The 17,111-nt window shown below is 60.8% G+C and carries 19 protein-coding genes and 1 riboswitch; of the genes, 9 read left to right on the top strand and 10 right to left on the bottom strand.

The genetic code is table 11. The features are described 5' to 3' along the window. The first annotated feature begins 12 nt into the window (after positions 1-12). Positions 13-819 carry an exodeoxyribonuclease III gene (locus AC02Y0_RS19435; RefSeq protein ID WP_476380588.1) on the top strand — a complete coding sequence of 269 codons (807 nt, stop codon included), beginning with the start codon at positions 13-15 and terminating at the stop codon, positions 817-819. A 22-nt stretch (positions 820-841) separates the two neighbouring features. On the opposite strand, the gene AC02Y0_RS19430 is transcribed toward AC02Y0_RS19435, so the two are convergent. Continuing rightward, positions 842-1,297: a cyclic nucleotide-binding domain-containing protein gene (locus AC02Y0_RS19430; protein ID WP_476380587.1), complete on the bottom strand. Its 456-nt coding sequence runs from the start codon at positions 1,295-1,297 to the stop codon at positions 842-844. 122 nt (positions 1,298-1,419) lie between these two features. Then, positions 1,420-2,103, bottom strand: coding sequence for a response regulator transcription factor (locus AC02Y0_RS19425; RefSeq protein WP_102021136.1), 684 nt, complete (start codon positions 2,101-2,103; stop codon positions 1,420-1,422). 125 nt (positions 2,104-2,228) lie between these two features. Between AC02Y0_RS19425 and AC02Y0_RS19420 the strand changes: the two genes are divergently transcribed. Together AC02Y0_RS19420 and AC02Y0_RS19415 are read left to right on the top strand one after the other, a co-directional pair. Continuing rightward, positions 2,229-2,786, top strand: a complete 558-nt coding sequence (locus AC02Y0_RS19420) for a L,D-transpeptidase family protein (RefSeq protein ID WP_476380585.1) — start codon at positions 2,229-2,231, stop codon at positions 2,784-2,786. A 153-nt stretch (positions 2,787-2,939) separates the two neighbouring features. Next, on the top strand, positions 2,940-3,770 hold the full coding sequence (locus AC02Y0_RS19415) for an aldo/keto reductase (RefSeq protein ID WP_476380584.1): 831 nt from the start codon (positions 2,940-2,942) through the stop codon (positions 3,768-3,770). A gap of 69 nt (positions 3,771-3,839) precedes the next feature. Here AC02Y0_RS19415 and AC02Y0_RS19410 read toward each other — a convergent pair whose 3' ends face one another. After that, the gene (locus AC02Y0_RS19410; protein ID WP_476380582.1) at positions 3,840-4,346 is read right to left on the bottom strand and encodes a nuclear transport factor 2 family protein; all 507 of its coding nucleotides are present in this window, start codon (positions 4,344-4,346) and stop codon (positions 3,840-3,842) included. 226 nt (positions 4,347-4,572) lie between these two features. Between AC02Y0_RS19410 and AC02Y0_RS19405 the strand changes: the two genes are divergently transcribed. Beyond that, entirely contained in the window at positions 4,573-5,370 is a 798-nt protein-coding gene (locus AC02Y0_RS19405) for a basic amino acid ABC transporter substrate-binding protein (protein ID WP_476380580.1), read from the top strand. Positions 5,371-5,407: 37 nt separating this feature from the next. Beyond that, positions 5,408-6,229, top strand: a complete 822-nt coding sequence (locus tag AC02Y0_RS19400; RefSeq protein ID WP_476380578.1) for an amino acid ABC transporter permease — start codon at positions 5,408-5,410, stop codon at positions 6,227-6,229. 9 nt (positions 6,230-6,238) lie between these two features. Here the strand turns inward: AC02Y0_RS19400 and ppk2 are convergent, their stop codons facing one another. Continuing rightward, positions 6,239-7,132, bottom strand: coding sequence for a polyphosphate kinase 2 (gene ppk2 / locus AC02Y0_RS19395; RefSeq protein ID WP_102021142.1), 894 nt, complete (start codon positions 7,130-7,132; stop codon positions 6,239-6,241). 328 nt (positions 7,133-7,460) lie between these two features. Here ppk2 and leuC point away from each other — a divergent pair, with 328 nt between their 5' ends. Both leuC and AC02Y0_RS19385 read left to right on the top strand, forming a co-directional pair. Next, positions 7,461-8,870, top strand: coding sequence for a 3-isopropylmalate dehydratase large subunit (leuC, locus tag AC02Y0_RS19390; RefSeq protein ID WP_476380576.1), 1,410 nt, complete (start codon positions 7,461-7,463; stop codon positions 8,868-8,870). A gap of 184 nt (positions 8,871-9,054) precedes the next feature. Then, positions 9,055-9,885 (top strand): EamA family transporter, encoded by an 831-nt coding sequence (locus tag AC02Y0_RS19385; protein ID WP_476380574.1) that lies wholly within the window; start codon positions 9,055-9,057, stop codon positions 9,883-9,885. 80 nt (positions 9,886-9,965) lie between these two features. Here the strand turns inward: AC02Y0_RS19385 and rplS are convergent, their stop codons facing one another. Then, positions 9,966-10,502 carry a 50S ribosomal protein L19 gene (gene rplS, locus AC02Y0_RS19380; protein WP_054150070.1) on the bottom strand — a complete coding sequence of 179 codons (537 nt, stop codon included), beginning with the start codon at positions 10,500-10,502 and terminating at the stop codon, positions 9,966-9,968. 277 nt (positions 10,503-10,779) lie between these two features. On the opposite strand from rplS, the gene AC02Y0_RS19375 reads away from it, so the two are divergent. Continuing rightward, positions 10,780-11,526, top strand: a complete 747-nt coding sequence (locus tag AC02Y0_RS19375; RefSeq protein ID WP_102021145.1) for a sulfite exporter TauE/SafE family protein — start codon at positions 10,780-10,782, stop codon at positions 11,524-11,526. On the opposite strand, the gene trmD is transcribed toward AC02Y0_RS19375, so the two are convergent. The 5 genes from trmD to ffh form a co-directional block, all read right to left on the bottom strand. Then, positions 11,508-12,200 (bottom strand): tRNA (guanosine(37)-N1)-methyltransferase TrmD, encoded by a 693-nt coding sequence (gene trmD, locus AC02Y0_RS19370; RefSeq protein WP_476384093.1) that lies wholly within the window; start codon positions 12,198-12,200, stop codon positions 11,508-11,510. The two genes, AC02Y0_RS19375 and trmD, sit on opposite strands and share 19 nt — an antisense overlap. 7 nt (positions 12,201-12,207) lie before the next feature. Beyond that, on the bottom strand, positions 12,208-12,786 hold the full coding sequence (rimM, locus tag AC02Y0_RS19365) for a ribosome maturation factor RimM (RefSeq protein ID WP_102021146.1): 579 nt from the start codon (positions 12,784-12,786) through the stop codon (positions 12,208-12,210). A 389-nt stretch (positions 12,787-13,175) separates the two neighbouring features. Further along, positions 13,176-13,550, bottom strand: coding sequence for a 30S ribosomal protein S16 (gene rpsP, locus AC02Y0_RS19360; RefSeq protein WP_476380572.1), 375 nt, complete (start codon positions 13,548-13,550; stop codon positions 13,176-13,178). Positions 13,551-13,617: 67 nt separating this feature from the next. Next, positions 13,618-13,938, bottom strand: coding sequence for a chorismate mutase (locus AC02Y0_RS19355; RefSeq protein WP_102021148.1), 321 nt, complete (start codon positions 13,936-13,938; stop codon positions 13,618-13,620). 10 nt (positions 13,939-13,948) lie between these two features. Beyond that, on the bottom strand, positions 13,949-15,520 hold the full coding sequence (gene ffh / locus AC02Y0_RS19350) for a signal recognition particle protein (RefSeq protein WP_476380570.1): 1,572 nt from the start codon (positions 15,518-15,520) through the stop codon (positions 13,949-13,951). A gap of 376 nt (positions 15,521-15,896) precedes the next feature. Between ffh and AC02Y0_RS19345 the strand changes: the two genes are divergently transcribed. After that, positions 15,897-16,913 (top strand): MBL fold metallo-hydrolase, encoded by a 1,017-nt coding sequence (locus AC02Y0_RS19345; protein WP_476384092.1) that lies wholly within the window; start codon positions 15,897-15,899, stop codon positions 16,911-16,913. 47 nt (positions 16,914-16,960) lie between these two features. Continuing rightward, positions 16,961-17,081: riboswitch (TPP riboswitch) on the top strand. Positions 17,082-17,111 lie beyond the last annotated feature (30 nt).

Below are 17,111 nucleotides of genomic sequence, written 5' to 3'. Positions count from 1 at the left end.
AAAGCGGACGCCATGACACTCTCGATCTCCACCTGGAACATCAATTCGGTGCGCCTGCGCCTTCCGATCGTCGAAGACTTTCTGAAGCGCGTGAACCCGGACATCCTGTGCCTGCAGGAGATCAAGTGCCAGAACGACCAGTTTCCGACGGACGCGATTGCGGCACTCGGCTATTCCAACATCGTGATCCATGGCCAGAAGGGCTATCACGGCGTCGCGATCTGCTCGAAGCTGCCGCTCGCCGAAGATCACCGCCAGGACTATTGCGGTGTGGGCGACAGCCGCCACATCTCCGCAGTCTTCGAATGGGCCGGCCGCCGGATCCGCCTGCACAACTTCTATGTTCCGGCCGGTGGCGACGAACCGAACCGCGACGTGAACCCCAAATTCGGCCACAAGCTCGATTTCATCCAGGAGATGAAGATGCTCTCGGCGGAAGCCGAGCCGGACACCGGATCGATCCTGGTCGGCGATCTCAACATCGCGCCGCTCGAACATGACGTGTGGTCACACAAGCAGATGCTGAAGATCGTCAGTCACACGCCGGTAGAAACCGAAGGACTGCTCGACATCATGCGACAGGGCAAGTGGGTCGACCTGATGCGCCAGCAGGTGCCGGCCTCTGAGAAGCTCTACACCTGGTGGAGCTACCGCGCCAAGGATTGGGCAGCAGCCGATCGCGGCCGACGCCTCGACCATGTCTGGTCGTCCGCAGATCTGGCACCGCTGCTCACTGGCGTCGATGTGCTGAAGGAAGCGCGCGGCTGGACCCAACCGTCCGACCATGTGCCGGTGACAGCACACTTCAAGGCCGCATAGCAGGCGATAGACAGTAAGCTATTTAATTAAAGCGGGGTGCCAGGGCTTCAGACCCTTCGATCAAAGCGGCCAGAGACTGCTTGATCCTGCCCTCGACCTGGCGGGCCATCTGCGGATATTCTTCGAGAAGCCGGTGAAAAAGCGCGCGCGTGATGCGGATGACTTCGACGTCCTGCGCAGCAACTGCGGTGTATTTGCGCTCCACCATGGTCACCAATGCGAGTTCAGACAGCATAACCCCGGGCCCGACGCGCGTCTCGAGATGAGGCTTGCCATCCCGCCCGATCACGTAGAGCTCGATTTCGCCGCGCGCGATGACATAGGCGCATTCCGCAGGCGCTTTCTCGCGAAACAGGGCCTGGCCGGCAGCGACCTGTCGATGCTCAGCGCCAAACGCGATCAGTCGCAACTGATCGGTGTCGAGGCCGGAAAAGAGCGGCAATTCCGACAGGAGCCCGATATCGTCGCTGAGTGCCATGGCGTTCATCTCCTGCAGACGGTTTGGATGTTATCCGTCCGTCGACCGTCCATAACGCAAAACGGGGAGAGTGACGACCCGTCAGCCGTCCTCATCCCCGATATGATGCACTCTCATTCCGGTCAGGGAACGATCTTGTACCCGCCGTTTTCCGTAACAAGGATCTCGGCATTGGACGGATCCCGCTCGATCTTCTGGCGAAGACGGTAGACATGGGTTTCCAGCGTATGCGTGGTCACCCCGGAATTGTAGCCCCAGACTTCCTCGAGCAGCACGTCGCGTGTCACGACCTTCTGACCAGCGCGGTAGAGGTATCGGATGATCGCCGATTCCTTCTCCGTCAGCCTGATCTTCTTGCCATCGTCGGTGGTCAGCAGCTTCTGGCTCGGCTTGAACAGATAGGGACCGACGCCGAAGGTCGCATCTTCGCTCTGCTCGTATTGGCGTAGCTGCGCCCGGATGCGGGCCAGCAGAACGGCGAAGCGGAAGGGTTTGGTGACATAATCGTTGGCACCGGCCTCAAGGCCGAGGATCGTATCGGAATCCGTGTCATGCCCGGTGAGCATGATCACCGGTGACTTGAACCCGCCCTTGCGGAGCAGCTTCACGGCTTCACGACCGTCCATGTCCGGCAGACCAACGTCCATGATCATCAGATCGACCTGCGCAGTCTTGGCCGTCTGCATGGCGCGGGTGGCGTTACTTTCCTGAAGCAGCGAGAACTCTTCGTAAAGCGAGAGCTGCTCGACCAGGATCTGCCTCAGATCATCGTCGTCATCCACGAGCAGAATGGTCCGCGTCGTCATCCGTCATCCTTCCAGAATGGTCCATCGGCGAAGGCCTTGCTGCCCTCTTGCACGGCATGTAAGTCGTTGTTGCAGCAGTTGAAGAGCTCAGCGTACAACAATAATCACGAACAAGGCAAAAAGTCGTGACCAAGAGACCGAAGGTTTCGCGACAGCAACGAAAGACTTTGGCCCGTATTGTGGTCCGCTCGGCTCCGCGCGACCAGCGCCGGGCTATTCTACAAGCGGGTACCCTCAGCATTCCCGCGGCCATCGGCCGAAGCGGCAGGACGAGCCGCAAGCGCGAGGGTGATGGCGCAACGCCAATTGCCAGCATGCCCCTCCTCTATGCCTATCACCGAGGTGATCGCATCCAGCCACCACAAAGCCAGCTCCGGCTGCTGCGCACCCGCAGCGACACGCTCTGGTGCGACGCCAATGGTCACCCGAACTACAATCGCCCGGTTCGCGCGCCCTTCACGGCAAGCCACGAACGTATCGAGCGCGTGGACGAACTCTATGACATCTGCGTCGTGATGGACTGGAACATGCGCATGCGAAAGAGGGGCTGCGGATCGGCGATCTTCTTCCACATTGCAAGACCGGGCTTCACGCCGACGGAGGGATGCGTAGCCATTCGCCACCGGGACATGTGCCGCCTCCTGCCGCATCTTGACCGCAGGACGATCCTTCAGGTTCTCTGATATCCCGTTCAGGCGAATTGGACCGCATGCCTCTTTTATCGCGGCCGGATCGGACTAGTTAGGAAAGGCGGCCGGCATCGAAGCCCGGATTTTACCGCTCCATTTTCCTTCCGCATCCATTGCGTTGACCATCCCCGACCTGGAGATTTCAATATGACAGATCAGCTTTACCTTTCGCTGCATGATGGCACCCGCATCCCGCAGGTTGGCCTTGGTGTGTGGCAAACGCCCGACAATGAGGCGGCACCGGCGGTCAAGGCAGCAATCGACGCCGGCTATCGGCATGTCGACACGGCTGCCGTCTATGAGAACGAGCAGGGCGTGGGAGAGGGTATCCGCCTGTCTGGCCTTCCGCGCTCCGACATCTTCCTGACCACCAAACTGTGGAACACGGATCAGGGTTACGAGCAGACGCTGAAGGCTTTCGAAGCGAGCCTCAAGCGGCTCGGCACTGACTACGTCGACCTGTATCTCATCCACTGGCCGTCAGCGCATCGCGGTCTCTTCGTTGACACCTGGAAGGCACTTGTGACGCTGAAGGAAGAAGGTCGGGCGAAGTCGATCGGCGTATCGAACTTCTATCCGGAGCATATCGAAAAGATCGTGGCCGAGACCGGCGTCGTGCCTGTCATCAACCAGATCGAGCTTCACCCTGACTTCCAGCAGCGCGAAACCCGCGCCTTCCATGAGAAGCACAAGATCGCCACGCAGTCCTGGAGCCCCCTCGGCCAGGGCAAGCTGCTTGGCCATCCTGTCATCGCAGAGATTGCCCAGAAACTTGGCCGCACGCCGGCTCAAGTGATCATTCGCTGGCATATCGAGAATGGCCTTGTGGTCATCCCGAAGTCGGTCACGCCGTCGCGCATCGGCGAGAACTTCAAGGTTTTCGACTTCAAGCTGTCGGCGGAGGATCTGGACAGGCTGAACGGACTGGATGACGCGGGCGCTCGTATCGGACCGGACCCGAAGACGGCGACCTTCTGATTCACGTGAGACACGACTGAACAGAATTGTGCGGGCCACCTGCGGAAACGCGGGCGGCCCGCTTTTACTTTATTCCTTGATTGCCGAATCCCAGTGTTCGTCGGCCTTCCCGTCGACAATACGCCAGGTGTCATACCACGTGGTGGTATAGGTCTTGGAAGGATCCTTCGGGTCCTTCTCCTCCCGAACGATGGCAACCGTGACCAGATCACCCTCGGCAGTGACGAAAGCCACTGGTGTCGACAGCTTCTCGGGGATCGGCTTCTTTTCGACCTTCAGGACCTGGGTGAAAAACCCGACAACCGTATCACGACCCGAAGGGACGTTCGGATTGTGCTGGAGGTAGCGCTCGGTCAGGAACTGATCAGCCTTGTCCCAATGCCCGGCTTCCAGGAGGTCGCGCATGATGTGGTAGACGACCTGCTTGTTGGCATGCAGCTTCGGATCGGCACTTGTGAACAAGGCTTCCTTGTCGGCCGCGGCGACGACAGCCTCTTGGGCAGAGACCAAAACGGGGTAGGTCAAAGGCGTGAACAAGCCTAGGCTGATGGCCAGAACTGCGGATCGCTTGAGCATGAACTTATTCCTTGGGAACAGCGAGGAAAATTGCCCGAAGGGATATCGTTTGCTGGAGGGCGCCGCCAGAAGGCAGTTTTTCCAGTTAAGGTCTGAAAAACAGAACCACCCACCCCAGCGGCACTGCTAGAACAAGATGCGTCAGGTGTTCGTCGTCGCGTTGGCAGTCCTTGCCAGCATGGAACAAGATGTGACACTCTGCGCTGCCACAATTCGGGAGATTTCCATGCTGTTCCGCCGCGCCGTTCTTGCCGGTCTGTCCGCCCTTGCCCTTGTTCCCTTCGCCGCGCATGCGAGCGACCTGCCGGATCTCGGCGGAAAATCCGTCGTTGTCGTAACGGAAAACGCCTATCCGCCGCTGCAATTCGTGGACCCCAAGTCCGGCCAGCAGATCGGCTGGGAATATGACGCGATGAACGAGATCGCCAAGCGTTTGAACTTCAAGGTTGAATACCAGAACACCTCCTGGGACGCGATGATCCAGGCTGTCTCGGACGGTCAGTTCAACATTGGCATGACCGGCATCACTATCAAGGAAGATCGCAAGGAGAAGGTAGATTTCTCCGAGCCCTATATGCGCTCCGAGCAGTTCATGCTGGTCCGTGGCGATGAAAGCCGCTTCACGGATGGCAAGAGCTTCGGCGAATTCAAGGATGGTCTCGTCGGCGCACAGCCGGGGACAACGCCCTTCTATACGGCCGTTTACGAGATCCTCGACGGCAACGAACAGAACCCGCGTATCAAGCTGTTTGAAACCTTCGGCGCGACCGTCCAGGCGCTGAAGACAGGTGACGTCGACGTGGTCCTGACGGACGGCACGGCCGGCAAGGGCTATGTCGATTCCTCGAACGGCGGCCTCAAGCTCATCGGTGGTCCGCTCGGTTCGGAAGACTTCGGCTTCATCTTCACCAAGGGCTCCGATCTCGTGGCCCCGGTGAACGCAGCCATCGCTGCGATGAAAGCCGATGGCACGATCGAAGCCCTGAACAAGAAGTGGTTCCTCGACTACAAGATGGGCGAATGAGCCAGTTTCAGACCTGCGACCTGAAGGCGGGTAACTGATGGCATTCCAGACCCTGCCTCAGGGTGACCAGAAAGGCGATCGGCCGTGGTGGCTGATCGCCTTCGTCGTGATGGCGCTATCCCTCGGGATCGTCCTCTTCGTTAGCGATATCTACACGCAAGTCTTCAACACCGTGGTCAAAGGGCTCGGCGTCACTGTTTTCGTGACGCTGGTCGGCTTCCTTCTGGCCACGGCACTGGGGCTGTTGATCGCCCTGCTCGGCATGTCGGACCATATGGCCCTGCGGCAAGTGGCCCGCTTCTACGTGGAAGTGGTGCGCGGCATCCCGATCCTGGTGCTGCTCTTCTACATCGCCTTTGTCGGCGCGCCCGCCTTTGTGGCGCTCTACAACCTTGTGACCGCGCCACTGATCTCGATCGGTCTGACGGACGCCATGGTCGTGCGCGACTTCTCGCTGATGTGGCGAGCGATCATCGCCCTGATGATCGGCTATTCGGCTTTTATCGCCGAAATCTTCCGCGCTGGCATCCAGTCGATCGACAAGGGCCAGATAGAGGCGGCAAAGGCTCTGGGCTTAAGCCGCAGCCAACGGTTTCGCCTAGTGGTCTTCCCCCAGGCGATCCGCGTGATCTTCCCGCCGCTCTCGAACGATTTCGTCGCGATGGTGAAGGACTCGTCGCTCGTCTCGGTACTCGGCGTCGCAGACATCACCCAGATGGGCAAAGTCTACGCTTCCGGGTCCTTCCGCTTCTTCGAGACCTATTCGATCGTGGCCTATGTCTATCTGGTGCTGACGATCGGGTTGTCGATCCTGCTTCGCGGCTTCGAGCAGCGCATGCGAACCCGCATGCGCGACTGAAGCACCCCGTCAGTAACGCTCGGGAACATACATCTCGGTCGGCACCGGGTGGCGGATATAGTCGGCGTTGCGAACGCGTTCAGGAAGCTCCACCGTTTCCTTCGGCACATGCTCGTATGGCACCTGCGACAGAAGATGGGCGATCATATTGAGACGCGCCTTCTTCTTGTCGACTGCCTGGACCACCCACCATGGGGCTTCCGGGATATGTGTACGCTCCAGCATCTCTTCCTTGGCGCGCGTATAGGCCTCCCAATGGACGCGGCTCTCCAGGTCCATGGGCGACAGCTTCCACTGCTTCAAGGGATCGTTGATCCGCATGCGGAAGCGGAATTCCTGCTCCTCGTCGGTGATCGAGAACCAGTATTTCACGAGAATGATGCCGGAGCGAACCAGCATACGCTCGAACTCAGGCACGGATCGAAAGAACTCCTCCAGTTCGTCCGGTCCGCAGAAGCCCATCACGCGCTCAACGCCAGCCCGGTTGTACCAGGAGCGGTCGAAGAGAACCATTTCGCCAGCCGTCGGCAGATGCTGCACATAGCGCTGGAAATACCACTGGCTCCGCTCGCGTTCGGTCGGGGCGGGAAGGGCCACGACCCGGCAGACGCGCGGATTGAGCCGCTGGGTAACACGCTTGATCGCGCCGCCCTTGCCGGCTGAATCGCGGCCCTCGAACAGTACGACCATCTTCAGCTTCTTGTACTGAACCCAGTCCTGCAGACGGACCAGCTCATGCTGCAGGCGAAAGAGTTCGCGGAAATAGATTCGTCTGTCGATCGTCGGTTCCGACATCCCGTCCGCGACGAGATCGTCGAGACGATCCTCGTCCAGCTGTTGCTCCAGTTCCTCATCAAAACTGTCGAGGATCTCATTCTTGATGCGATGGATGTCTTCGTTCATGACGCGGGTTCCGAGAGGATGATCTATACTGACGAAGATCAATCATGCTTGCACGACTGCTTCATGACAGACGGATGTCATAGGACCAGCGAAGCAATTGCCGACAACAGCGAAAACTGGTAAGACGCCGCTCATGGGATCGAAATTCGGATGCCTCGCGAACCAGTTTATCGTGCTGCAGGACCACAAGCGTCTGCCGGCACGCTTTTTCGCGCGCGTTCAAGGGGCCTTGGCGAGCCTTCGCGGCTGACCGCCTTCGGCTGCGGCCGACCTTGTTGCATCCTAAAAACCGAAATCCCTTTTCCTCAGTCTGGACGGAACTTAACCCATGAGCGCACCCCGCACCCTTTACGACAAGATCTGGGACGACCACGTCGTTGATCGCCAGGACGACGGCACCTGTCTTCTCTACATCGACCGTCACCTCGTCCATGAAGTGACGTCTCCGCAGGCCTTCGAAGGGCTGCGCATGGCCGGCCGCAAGGTTCGTGCACCGCAGAAGACGCTGGCCGTGGTCGACCACAACGTTCCGACCTCGCCGGACCGCCATCTCGGCATCAAGAACGAGGAAAGCCGCATCCAGGTCGAGGCGCTCGCCACCAACGCTGCCGAATTCGGCGTCGAATACTACTCCGCGTCCGACAAGCGCCAGGGCATCGTGCACATCGTCGGCCCGGAACAGGGCTTCACCCTGCCCGGCATGACCATCGTCTGCGGCGACAGCCACACCTCGACGCATGGCGCCTTCGGCGCGCTGGCCCATGGTATCGGCACGTCTGAAGTCGAGCATGTGCTCGCGACCCAGACGCTGATCCAGCAGAAGGCCAAGAACATGCTGGTGCGCGTCGACGGGAAGTTGCCCGAAGGCGTGACAGCAAAGGACATCATCCTCGCGATCATCGGCGAGATCGGCACGGCAGGTGGCACCGGCCACGTCATCGAATTCGCCGGGGAAGCGATCGAAGCGCTGTCGATGGAAGGCCGCATGACCGTCTGCAACATGACGATCGAAGGCGGTGCCCGCGCTGGCCTCATCGCACCCGATGAAAAGACCTTCGAATACATCAAGGACAAGCCCCGCGCGCCGAAGGGCGACGCGCTGGAGCAGGCGATTTCCTACTGGAAGACGCTGAAGTCCGATGAAGGTGCACATTTCGACCGCGTCGTCGTTCTCGACGCTGCCAACCTGCCGCCGATCGTCTCCTGGGGCTCCTCGCCCGAGGACGTCGTCTCCATCGAGGGCATCGTTCCGAACCCGGATGACATCCAGGATGAGACGAAGCGCACCTCCAAGTGGCGCGCCCTCGACTATATGGGTCTGAAGCCGGGCACCAAGATCACCGACATCGCCGTCGACCGCGTCTTCATCGGGTCCTGCACCAACGGCCGTATCGAGGACCTGCGCGAAGTGGCCAAGGTCGTCGAAGGCAAGACGGTGGCTTCCACCGTATCGGCCATGATCGTCCCGGGCTCTGGCTTGGTGAAGGAACAGGCGGAAGCGGAAGGCCTCGACAAGATCTTCAAGGCTGCAGGCTTCGACTGGCGCGAGCCGGGCTGCTCGATGTGCCTCGCCATGAACGACGACCGTCTGAAGCCGGGCGAGCGTTGCGCCTCGACCTCGAACCGCAACTTCGAAGGCCGCCAGGGCTTCAAGGGCCGCACGCATCTCGTCTCGCCGGCAATGGCGGCAGCTGCCGCTGTTGCGGGTCACTTCGTAGACATCCGCAGCTTCAAGTAAGACATCGACACGCTGGTATGCACCGTAGCCGCCCGCTGAAAAGCGGGCGGTTTTCTTTTGGCCGGACCGTTGCAAAGGCACCCAAAGCCGCTATCGTCGGGCTGTCACAAAAATGTCATATGCCGCCTTGCAGGTCTTCCATGAACATCCGTGAATTAGATCTCTCGACCCGCAGGCTGCGGCCGTGAGTACCGTCGCCATCGGCCTGGCGCTGATAGCTGCCGTTCTGCATGCCAGCTGGAATGCCTTTCTGCGCACCGGAGCGGACCGGCTCTGGTCGATCACAGTGATGAGCCTCGCCGGAAGCATCATCACCCTGCCCTTGCTGTTCATGTTTCCCGTCCCCGGAGCAGCCGCCTGGCCCTACATCCTGCTGTCGGCGGGCCTCCAGGTTGGCTACAGCCTGTTCCTGGTTGCGGCCTACAGGCATGGCGAACTGGGCCAGGTCTACCCGATCGTTCGCGGCACCGTGCCGCTGCTGGTCACTCTGGGCGGCCTCCTCTTCTTTGGTGAGGTGCTGGGGCTCTGGCAAACACTGGGTGTCATCCTGATTGCCGCCGGCATCATGAGCCTGTCGCTCGGCAAGAGCCGCGCTGCAACCTCATCCATCCTCTTTGCACTTGCGACCGGCCTGATCATCGCCTGCTATTCCACGGTCGACTCTCGGGGAGTGAAACTGGTCGAGCAACCAGTCGCCTATGCGCTCTGGGTGCTGTTTCTCTTCGGCATCATGATCACGATCGCCTTCGCGGTGACCCGAAGGGGCCTTGTCATCGACGTGCGATCTCCGCTCACCTGGAAAGCTGCCGCTGGCGGCGTGGTCGCCATGCTGGCCTACGGGCTTGTCGTGGTGGCCTATGCCTATGCACCTGCGGGCCTGGTCACCGCAGTTCGGGAAACAAGCGTTGTCTTTGCAGTGCTGATCGGGGCGTTCCTGTTGGGCGAACCGCTCACCGTTCGCAGGCTGCTAGCCTGCATGATCGTGGCCGGTGGTGCGATCAGCATCAGCCTCTGAGCGACCAACCTGCTTCCATAGGCCCAAACGAAAAAAGGCTCCGGAAACCGGAGCCTTTCATCAATGCGTTTTGCGTCTGCTTATTCGGCAGAAGCTTCGGCTGCTGCTGCAGCTTCAGCGGCAGCGGCCTTTTCAGCGGCTTCGGCTGCTGCCTTTTCGGCGGCCAGAGCCTGTGCTGCTGCGACCTTCTCGGCTTCCAGACGTGCCTTTTCTTCGGCAACGGCGGCGCGCTCGGCGTCGTTCAGCTTGCGGGCGCGGGTACCGGTGTTCTCGACGATACGAGCCGACTTGCCGCGACGATCGCGCAGGTAGTACAGCTTGGCGCGACGGACCTTACCACGGCGAACGATTTCGACGCTTTCGACGAGCGGCGAGTAGACCGGGAATACGCGCTCGACGCCTTCGCCGTAGGAGATCTTGCGAACCGTGAAGCTCTCGTTGATGCCGCCGCCCGAACGAGCGATGCAAACGCCTTCATAGGCCTGCACGCGGGTACGGTTGCCTTCCTTGACGGTCACGTTGACGCGAACCGTGTCGCCCGGGGAGAATTCCGGAAGCTTGCGCTTGGCTTCGATCTTGGCGGCCTGTTCGGCTTCCAGCTGCTGAATGATGTTCATGTCTAACCTCGGTTTCTTCTGAAACAGCCAGAGCGCTCAACTGTCATCCCCAGGTCTATGCCGCAGGATATTGACCCTGATGGGTCGGAGCGAATTCGCAGTTCTTTGTTTTGGCAGACGGGCAATGAGCCCATTTCCGAGGGGGCCATTACACCAAGCAGGCCGGCTTGTCACCCCATACAAGACAAATTTCGTGCATGCGAGGCACCCTGAACGCCTTGCTGCGTTGGATTCCTGCCCTTAAGACTTCGCCTCCAAGTATCGGGAGCGCTGTCGCATGACCATTGCCATGATTTTCCTGCTCTTCACATCCGGCTTCCTGTCCGGCGCCGTGAACGCGATCGCAGGCGGCGGCACCTTCCTGACCTTCGGAGCGCTGACACTTGCCGGCCTGCCGCCGATCAGTGCCAATGCCACCTCTTCCGTGACCCAGTTCCCCGGCTATATCACCTCGACGCTCGCCTATCGCAACGAATTGAAAGAGATGAAGCGCAGCGCGATCGTGCTCGGCCTCATTTCGGCCGTGGGTGCCGTCGGCGGCTCGCTCTTCTTGATATCACTGTCGAATCCAGCCTTTCGCTCCATGGTGCCGTGGCTGTTGCTCGGCGCCACCGCGATCTTTGCAGCTGGCCCGAAACTGAGGCCGAAGACGAAGGGCGAAAGCCACCCGGCAAGTCCGCTCGGGCTCGCGCTTCAGGCCATCACCTCGTTCTACGGCGGCTTCTTCGGCGCAGGCATGGGCATCATGATGCTCGCCTCGCTCGGGCTTGCGAGCGGCGGTGACTATCATCGCTTGAACGCGCTGAAAAACTTCCTGTCGATCGTCATCGCCGCCGTCGCCATAGTGATCTTCGCGAGCGCAGGCGCTATCTCCTGGCTGCATGCCGCGATCATGATCCCGGCCGTGGCCGCTGGCGGTTACGCGGGTGTGGCCATGGCAAAAAAGGTGCCGCAATCCGTGCTGCGCTGGATGGTGGTTGCGGCAGGGCTCGGGCTCGCGGCCTACTATTTCTTCACCGGCTGAGGCGACAGCAAATCGGGGCGACGCTCGCGGGTCAGCGCGACAGCCTGCTCATGCCGCCATTTCTCGATGAGAGCATGATTGCCTGAGGTCAGAACCTCGGGGATATCTAGGCCCTCGAAGACCTGGGGGCGGGTATATTGCGGGTGCTCGAGCAGCCCGCCTTCGAAACTCTCATGCACGCCCGAGAGCTGGTTTCCCATGACCCCCGGAAGAATGCGCACGACGGCATCGAGCACTGTGAGTGCCGCAGGCTCGCCGCCGGAAAGTATGTAGTCGCCGATCGAGACCTCTTCGAGCTGGCGCGCATCGATCACACGCTGATCCACGCCCTCGAAACGACCACAGACGATGACCACGCCCTCGCCTGCAGCGAGCTCCCTCACCCGCTCCTGCGTCAGGGGTCGGCCACGCGGGCTCATCAGCAGCCGCGGCCGTCCATCGTCGGCTATGGAATCAATCGCGCGCGCAAGTACATCGGGTCGAAGCACCATCCCAGCACCGCCACCCGAGGGGGTATCGTCGACGCTGCGGTGCTTGTCCTCGGCGAAGTCGCGGATCTGCACCGCCTCGATTTCCCAGTCGCCACGCTCAAGCGCGCGTCCTGCGAGCGCAAGACCCAGATGACCCGGAAACATGTCCGGATAGAGCGTCAGGATGGAGGCCTTGAAGGGCATCGGGCGCTCAGCGACCATTGTTCGGGCGGGGCTTGCCGCCGGCATTGCCATAGGGCTTCTCTTCGCCGTCATCCTTCAGGCCAGCGGCAATCGGATCGACCAGAAGCCGGCCGCCTTCGAGATCGATTTCGAGCACTGCGGCTTCGGAAAACGGAATGAGCACGGGGCGCTTGCCCGGCCCCTTGAGTTCGAGGAGATCACCGGCGCCGAAGTCATAGACAGCCGTTACGGCACCGTAGTGATTGTTCTCGGCGTCATAGACCTCGAGGCCCTCGAGATCCGCATAATAGAACTCGTCCTCGTCAAGATCATCATCCGGCAGGGCATCGCGATCGACGAAGAGCTCGGTCCCGTTCAGCACCTCGGCAGCGTTGCGGTCATTGATGCCGCGAAAGCGCACGATGGCAACGGTCTTGCCGTCACGGATCTCCAGGATCTCGAATTTGCGACCGTCGGCCGCAAAGAGGAAGCCATAGTCGCCGAGGCCAAGCGGGTCTTCGGTGAATGTCTTCACCCGCACTTCGCCGCGCAGCCCCTGGGCAGCGCCGATCACGGCCATCAGTATCGGGTTTTCAAGCTTGCTCATGGGTGAGAACGGTCCTGCAGAGGCATCGGTTCGACATTCCTTTTATACCACGTGTCGATGATAGGAACCCATAGGATCGGCTCGACCGCCCTTTCTGGCTAGGAGAGGTCCGAAGAGCGATGCTGTCGCATCGGTCAAGGAGCTCGACGACGCCAGAACGGGCGGGAAGCCGACCAAAGGTGGCTTATTGTGGGCCCCTGGCGTTGTTGCGCCGCTTGGCCGATGCGACAGCATCGCCCGGCGCACCGCGTCTAGCCAGCGACCCACAATAAGCCATCCTATAGGTTCCTATCATCGACACTTGGTATTAGGCGGAACGGACGGGGAAAGAAAACGCAAAAACGGGCGGTGGGGTGACCCACCGCCCGCTGTAAACGGCTGGATGCCGATTATTCTGCGGCGGCTTCCGAAGCAGCTGCAGCAGCGTCGGCTGCCTTCTGTGCCTTCTCAGCGGAACGTTCCTGGGCCTTCTTGCCCGGCTTTGCCTTGTCCGGGTTTACGCGGGCAGCGCGCTCAGCGAGACCGGCTTCTGCCATGAAGCGCAGGACGCGGTCGGTCGGCTGGGCGCCCTTGGCAACCCATGCCTTGATGGCTTCAACGTTCAGCTCAACGCGCTTTTCGTTGTCCTTGCCGAGCATCGGGTTCCAGGAACCGACCTTGTCGAGGAAACGGCCGTCGCGCGGAGCGCGGGCGTCAGCAACAACGATCTGGTAGTACGGGCGCTTCTTGGAACCACCGCGGGCGAGACGAATCTTGAGGGACATTGTATTACTCCTTAGGTTTTCGATGCAGGCTGCCGGGGCATGCCTGTTTTTCTTGTTGAGGCCGCCGTCAGGCGGTCTTTTCGGTTGCACCGCCATGTTCGGCGGCAATGGCTTCATGATGCCGGATGACTTCGGTGATGATGAAGTTCAGGAACTTCTCGGCGAAATCCGGATCCAGATGAGCATCCTGGGCCAGGCGGCGCAGGCGGGCGATCTGGTATTCTTCGCGCGCCGGGTCTGCCGGCGGCAATTCGTAGGTAGCCTTCAGCACGCCGACGGCCTTGGTGCAGCGGAAGCGCTCGGCCAGCATGTGCACCAGCGCCGCGTCAATATTGTCAATCGACTGCCGGTAACCGGCGAGCTGCTGTTTCACACTCTGATCTGTCATGCGCCCCTCCTCACTTCTTCTTCGGCAGGCCGGGAAGGCCCGGGAAACCGCCGCCGCCAAGACCGGGGAGCTTCGGACCACCGAGACCCGGCAGGCCACCGGCGCCCAGACCGGGCAGACCACCCGGCTTGATGCCAGCGGCTTCCGCCTGCTTGGCGAGTGCCTCGAGCTGCTTCGGATCCATCTTCGACAGGTCCGGCATGCCCATGCCGCCGCCCATGCCGCCGAGGCCCATCTTCGAGGCAAGGCCGCCCATCATCTGCTTCATCATACCGCCGCCCTTCTTGCCGCCCATGGCCTTCATCATGTCGGCCATCTGGCGATGCATCTTGAGCAGCTTGTTGATGTCGGAGGCGTCGGTGCCGGAGCCGGCCGCGATGCGCTTCTTGCGGGAATGCTTGAGGATATCCGGGTTGGCGCGCTCGGCGCGGGTCATCGAAGAAATGATCGCGAGCTGGCGCTTGAAGACCTTGTCGTCGAGGCCGGCGGCCGAAATCTTGTCCTTCATGCCGGCCATGCCCGGCATCATGCCCATGATCCCGCCCATGCCGCCCATGGCCTGCATCTGCTTGATCTGCTCGGCCAGGTCATTGAGGTCGAACTTGCCCTTGGCCATCTTCTCGGCCATGGCGCGGGCTTTTTCCGCGTCGATGTTCTCGGCGGCCTTCTCGACCAGCGAGACGATATCGCCCATGCCGAGGATACGGTCGGCGATACGGCGCGGATGGAACTCGTCGAGCTCCGACATCTTTTCGCCGACGCCGATCAGCTTGATCGGCTTGCCGGTGACAGCACGCATCGAAAGGGCTGCACCGCCGCGTCCGTCGCCGTCCATACGGGTCAGCACGAGGCCGGTGATGCCGACGCGCTCGTCGAAATTGCGGGCGAGATTGACGGCGTCCTGACCGGTCAGCGCATCGGCGACCAACAGAATTTCATGCGGCTTCGAGCGGGCCTTGATCTCGGCCATCTCGATCATCAACGGCTCGTCGATATGCGTACGGCCGGCGGTGTCGAGAATGACGACATCATGGCCGCCGAGTTTCGCGGCCTGCACAGCACGCGATGCAATATCGGTGGGCGACTGGCCTGCAATGATCGGAAGCGTATCGATGCCGGTCTGGACGCCGAGCTGGCGAAGCTGCTCCTGGGCGGCCGGTCGACGCGTGTCGAGGGAGGCCATCAGGACCTTCTTCTTCTCGCGATCCGTCAGCCGCTTGGCAATCTTGCCGGTCGTGGTGGTTTTACCCGAGCCCTGAAGGCCGACCATCATGATCACGACAGGGGCGGCAGCCATCAGGTCAACGCCGACACCATCGGTGCCCAGCATTTCGACCAGTTCGTCATGGACGATCTTCACGACCATCTGGCCGGGCTTGATCGACTTCAGAACGGCGGCGCCAACGGCCTTTTCACGAACACGGTCGGTGAAGCCCTTGACGACTTCGAGCGCGACGTCGGCTTCGAGAAGCGCACGACGGACCTCGCGCATCGCTGCCGAGACATCCGCCTCGGACAGGGCGCCACGGCCGGTCAGTCCATTCAGAATGGAACCAAGACGGTCCTGGAGGTTTTCAAACATCGGCTCTTCCTTGCATGGTTTCGGACACCCGAAACCTCGGTCTTCTCCACGCGGAAAACAAGACGCAAAGCCAAAAAGCACCCGAGGGCGCAACGCGCTGTCGGGTGTTGACCTCCGGGATCTCTTTATACCTTAACGGGTCCCGGTCGGCGGCTCGGAGTGCTTGTCTCGTCGCAGATTGCGCGGGATAAACAGGAAAATAGCCTGGAAGTCAAGCGAAGCCCCGATTTTCAGGGATTCGGCCCCGTTCAGCGATCTACATCAGCCCTATTGTCGTAGAATTGACGAAACCACATATGGGTGAGCCATGAACAGACGCAGCTTTCTCAAATGGTCGGGCTTCGGGCTCGTTGCCGCCACACTCGGAGGCCTCGGCATGCGTGAAGCACAGGCCGGCAACCGCTATTATTCAGGTCCGCTCTCGGATCACTTTGACGGCAAGATCTTCTTCAATCCAGGTGGTGAAGAGCCGCGTGGCTTCACCGATCTGCTCCGCTGGCAATTCGGCGGCGGCAAGATTGACTGGCCCAAGGCGGTGGCGGCAGCGGATTTCGTCACGACGAAACCCGAGCAACGTGTCCAGGGAAGCCGGCTTGTCGTCACCATGGTTGGCCATGCGACGCTGCTCATTCAAACGGCGGGCCTGAACATTCTGACCGACCCCGTCTGGTCGGAACGGGCAAGTCCCGTCTCGTTTGCTGGGCCGAAACGCAACAACCCACCCGGCGTCGCCTTCGACGACCTGCCACCGATCGATATCGTCATCGTGACGCACAACCACTACGACCATCTGGACATCGTAACCTTGAAACGCCTCATCGAGCGCGACAGGCCGCGCCTCGTCACGCCGCTCGGCAATGACACGATCATTCGTAGCGATGTGCCAGACATTGAGGCTGATGTGATGGATTGGGGCGATAGCATCGAGGCCAACAATGGTGTCACCATCCATTGCGAGCCCTGCCACCACTGGTCGGCGCGCGGCATGGGCGACCGACGCATGGCGCTCTGGGCCGCCTTTGTCATCGAAACCCCTGGCGGCAAGATCTACCATATCGGTGACACCGGCTATGCCGAGGGCAAACACTATCGCGAACTGCGCGAAAAACACCGCGACATCAGGCTCGCCATCATGCCGATCGGCGCCTACGAGCCACGCTGGTTCATGAAGGCGCAGCATCAGAACCCGGAGGAAGCGATTTCAGGCTTCGGCTTGAGCGGAGCGGCCTTCGGAATCGGCCATCATTTCGGTACCTTCCAGCTCACCAATGAAGGCATCGACGATCCGCCGAAGGCGCTTGTGACGGCCATGTCTGCGGCCGGTATCGGCAATGAGCGCTTCAAGGGCCTGCGGCCCGGCCAGCAGTTCGAGGTGCCTCTCACAAACACTTGAGAGCCAAAGGGCTCGTTGACACGGCCCACGCTTTTGACCACACTTCACGCATTCACCAGGGGTGTCCCGACAAGGGGCTGAGATATCGCTACGCCGAGATGGCAGCGCGGTGACCCGTTGAACCTGATCCAGTTCATACTGGCGTAGGGACGGTGCGAGCGCTGCAACAACGACGATTCGGAAACCCGAATCCCGTGG

Source organism: Allorhizobium sp. nf9_anc, from assembly GCF_056323085.1.
The sequence above is the reverse complement of the archived record's forward strand: the minus strand, read 5'-3'. Positions and strand labels throughout refer to the sequence as shown.

Coding starts and splice junctions, on each gene's coding strand:
- ppk2 (WP_102021142.1), bottom strand. CDS start 7,132: ATGAACGAAGACATCCATCGCATCAAGAATGAGATCCTCGACAGTTTT.
- rplS (WP_054150070.1), bottom strand. CDS start 10,502: ATGAACATCATTCAGCAGCTGGAAGCCGAACAGGCCGCCAAGATCGAA.
- AC02Y0_RS19430 (WP_476380587.1), bottom strand. CDS start 1,297: ATGGCACTCAGCGACGATATCGGGCTCCTGTCGGAATTGCCGCTCTTT.
- AC02Y0_RS19355 (WP_102021148.1), bottom strand. CDS start 13,938: ATGACAGATCAGAGTGTGAAACAGCAGCTCGCCGGTTACCGGCAGTCG.
- AC02Y0_RS19415 (WP_476380584.1), top strand. CDS start 2,940: ATGACAGATCAGCTTTACCTTTCGCTGCATGATGGCACCCGCATCCCG.
- rpsP (WP_476380572.1), bottom strand. CDS start 13,550: ATGTCCCTCAAGATTCGTCTCGCCCGCGGTGGTTCCAAGAAGCGCCCG.
- AC02Y0_RS19405 (WP_476380580.1), top strand. CDS start 4,573: ATGCTGTTCCGCCGCGCCGTTCTTGCCGGTCTGTCCGCCCTTGCCCTT.
- trmD (WP_476384093.1), bottom strand. CDS start 12,200: ATGCCCTTCAAGGCCTCCATCCTGACGCTCTATCCGGACATGTTTCCG.
- AC02Y0_RS19410 (WP_476380582.1), bottom strand. CDS start 4,346: ATGCTCAAGCGATCCGCAGTTCTGGCCATCAGCCTAGGCTTGTTCACG.
- leuC (WP_476380576.1), top strand. CDS start 7,461: ATGAGCGCACCCCGCACCCTTTACGACAAGATCTGGGACGACCACGTC.
- AC02Y0_RS19400 (WP_476380578.1), top strand. CDS start 5,408: ATGGCATTCCAGACCCTGCCTCAGGGTGACCAGAAAGGCGATCGGCCG.
- AC02Y0_RS19375 (WP_102021145.1), top strand. CDS start 10,780: ATGACCATTGCCATGATTTTCCTGCTCTTCACATCCGGCTTCCTGTCC.
- ffh (WP_476380570.1), bottom strand. CDS start 15,520: ATGTTTGAAAACCTCCAGGACCGTCTTGGTTCCATTCTGAATGGACTG.
- AC02Y0_RS19345 (WP_476384092.1), top strand. CDS start 15,897: ATGCGTGAAGCACAGGCCGGCAACCGCTATTATTCAGGTCCGCTCTCG.
- AC02Y0_RS19425 (WP_102021136.1), bottom strand. CDS start 2,103: ATGACGACGCGGACCATTCTGCTCGTGGATGACGACGATGATCTGAGG.
- rimM (WP_102021146.1), bottom strand. CDS start 12,786: ATGAGCAAGCTTGAAAACCCGATACTGATGGCCGTGATCGGCGCTGCC.
- AC02Y0_RS19435 (WP_476380588.1), top strand. CDS start 13: ATGACACTCTCGATCTCCACCTGGAACATCAATTCGGTGCGCCTGCGC.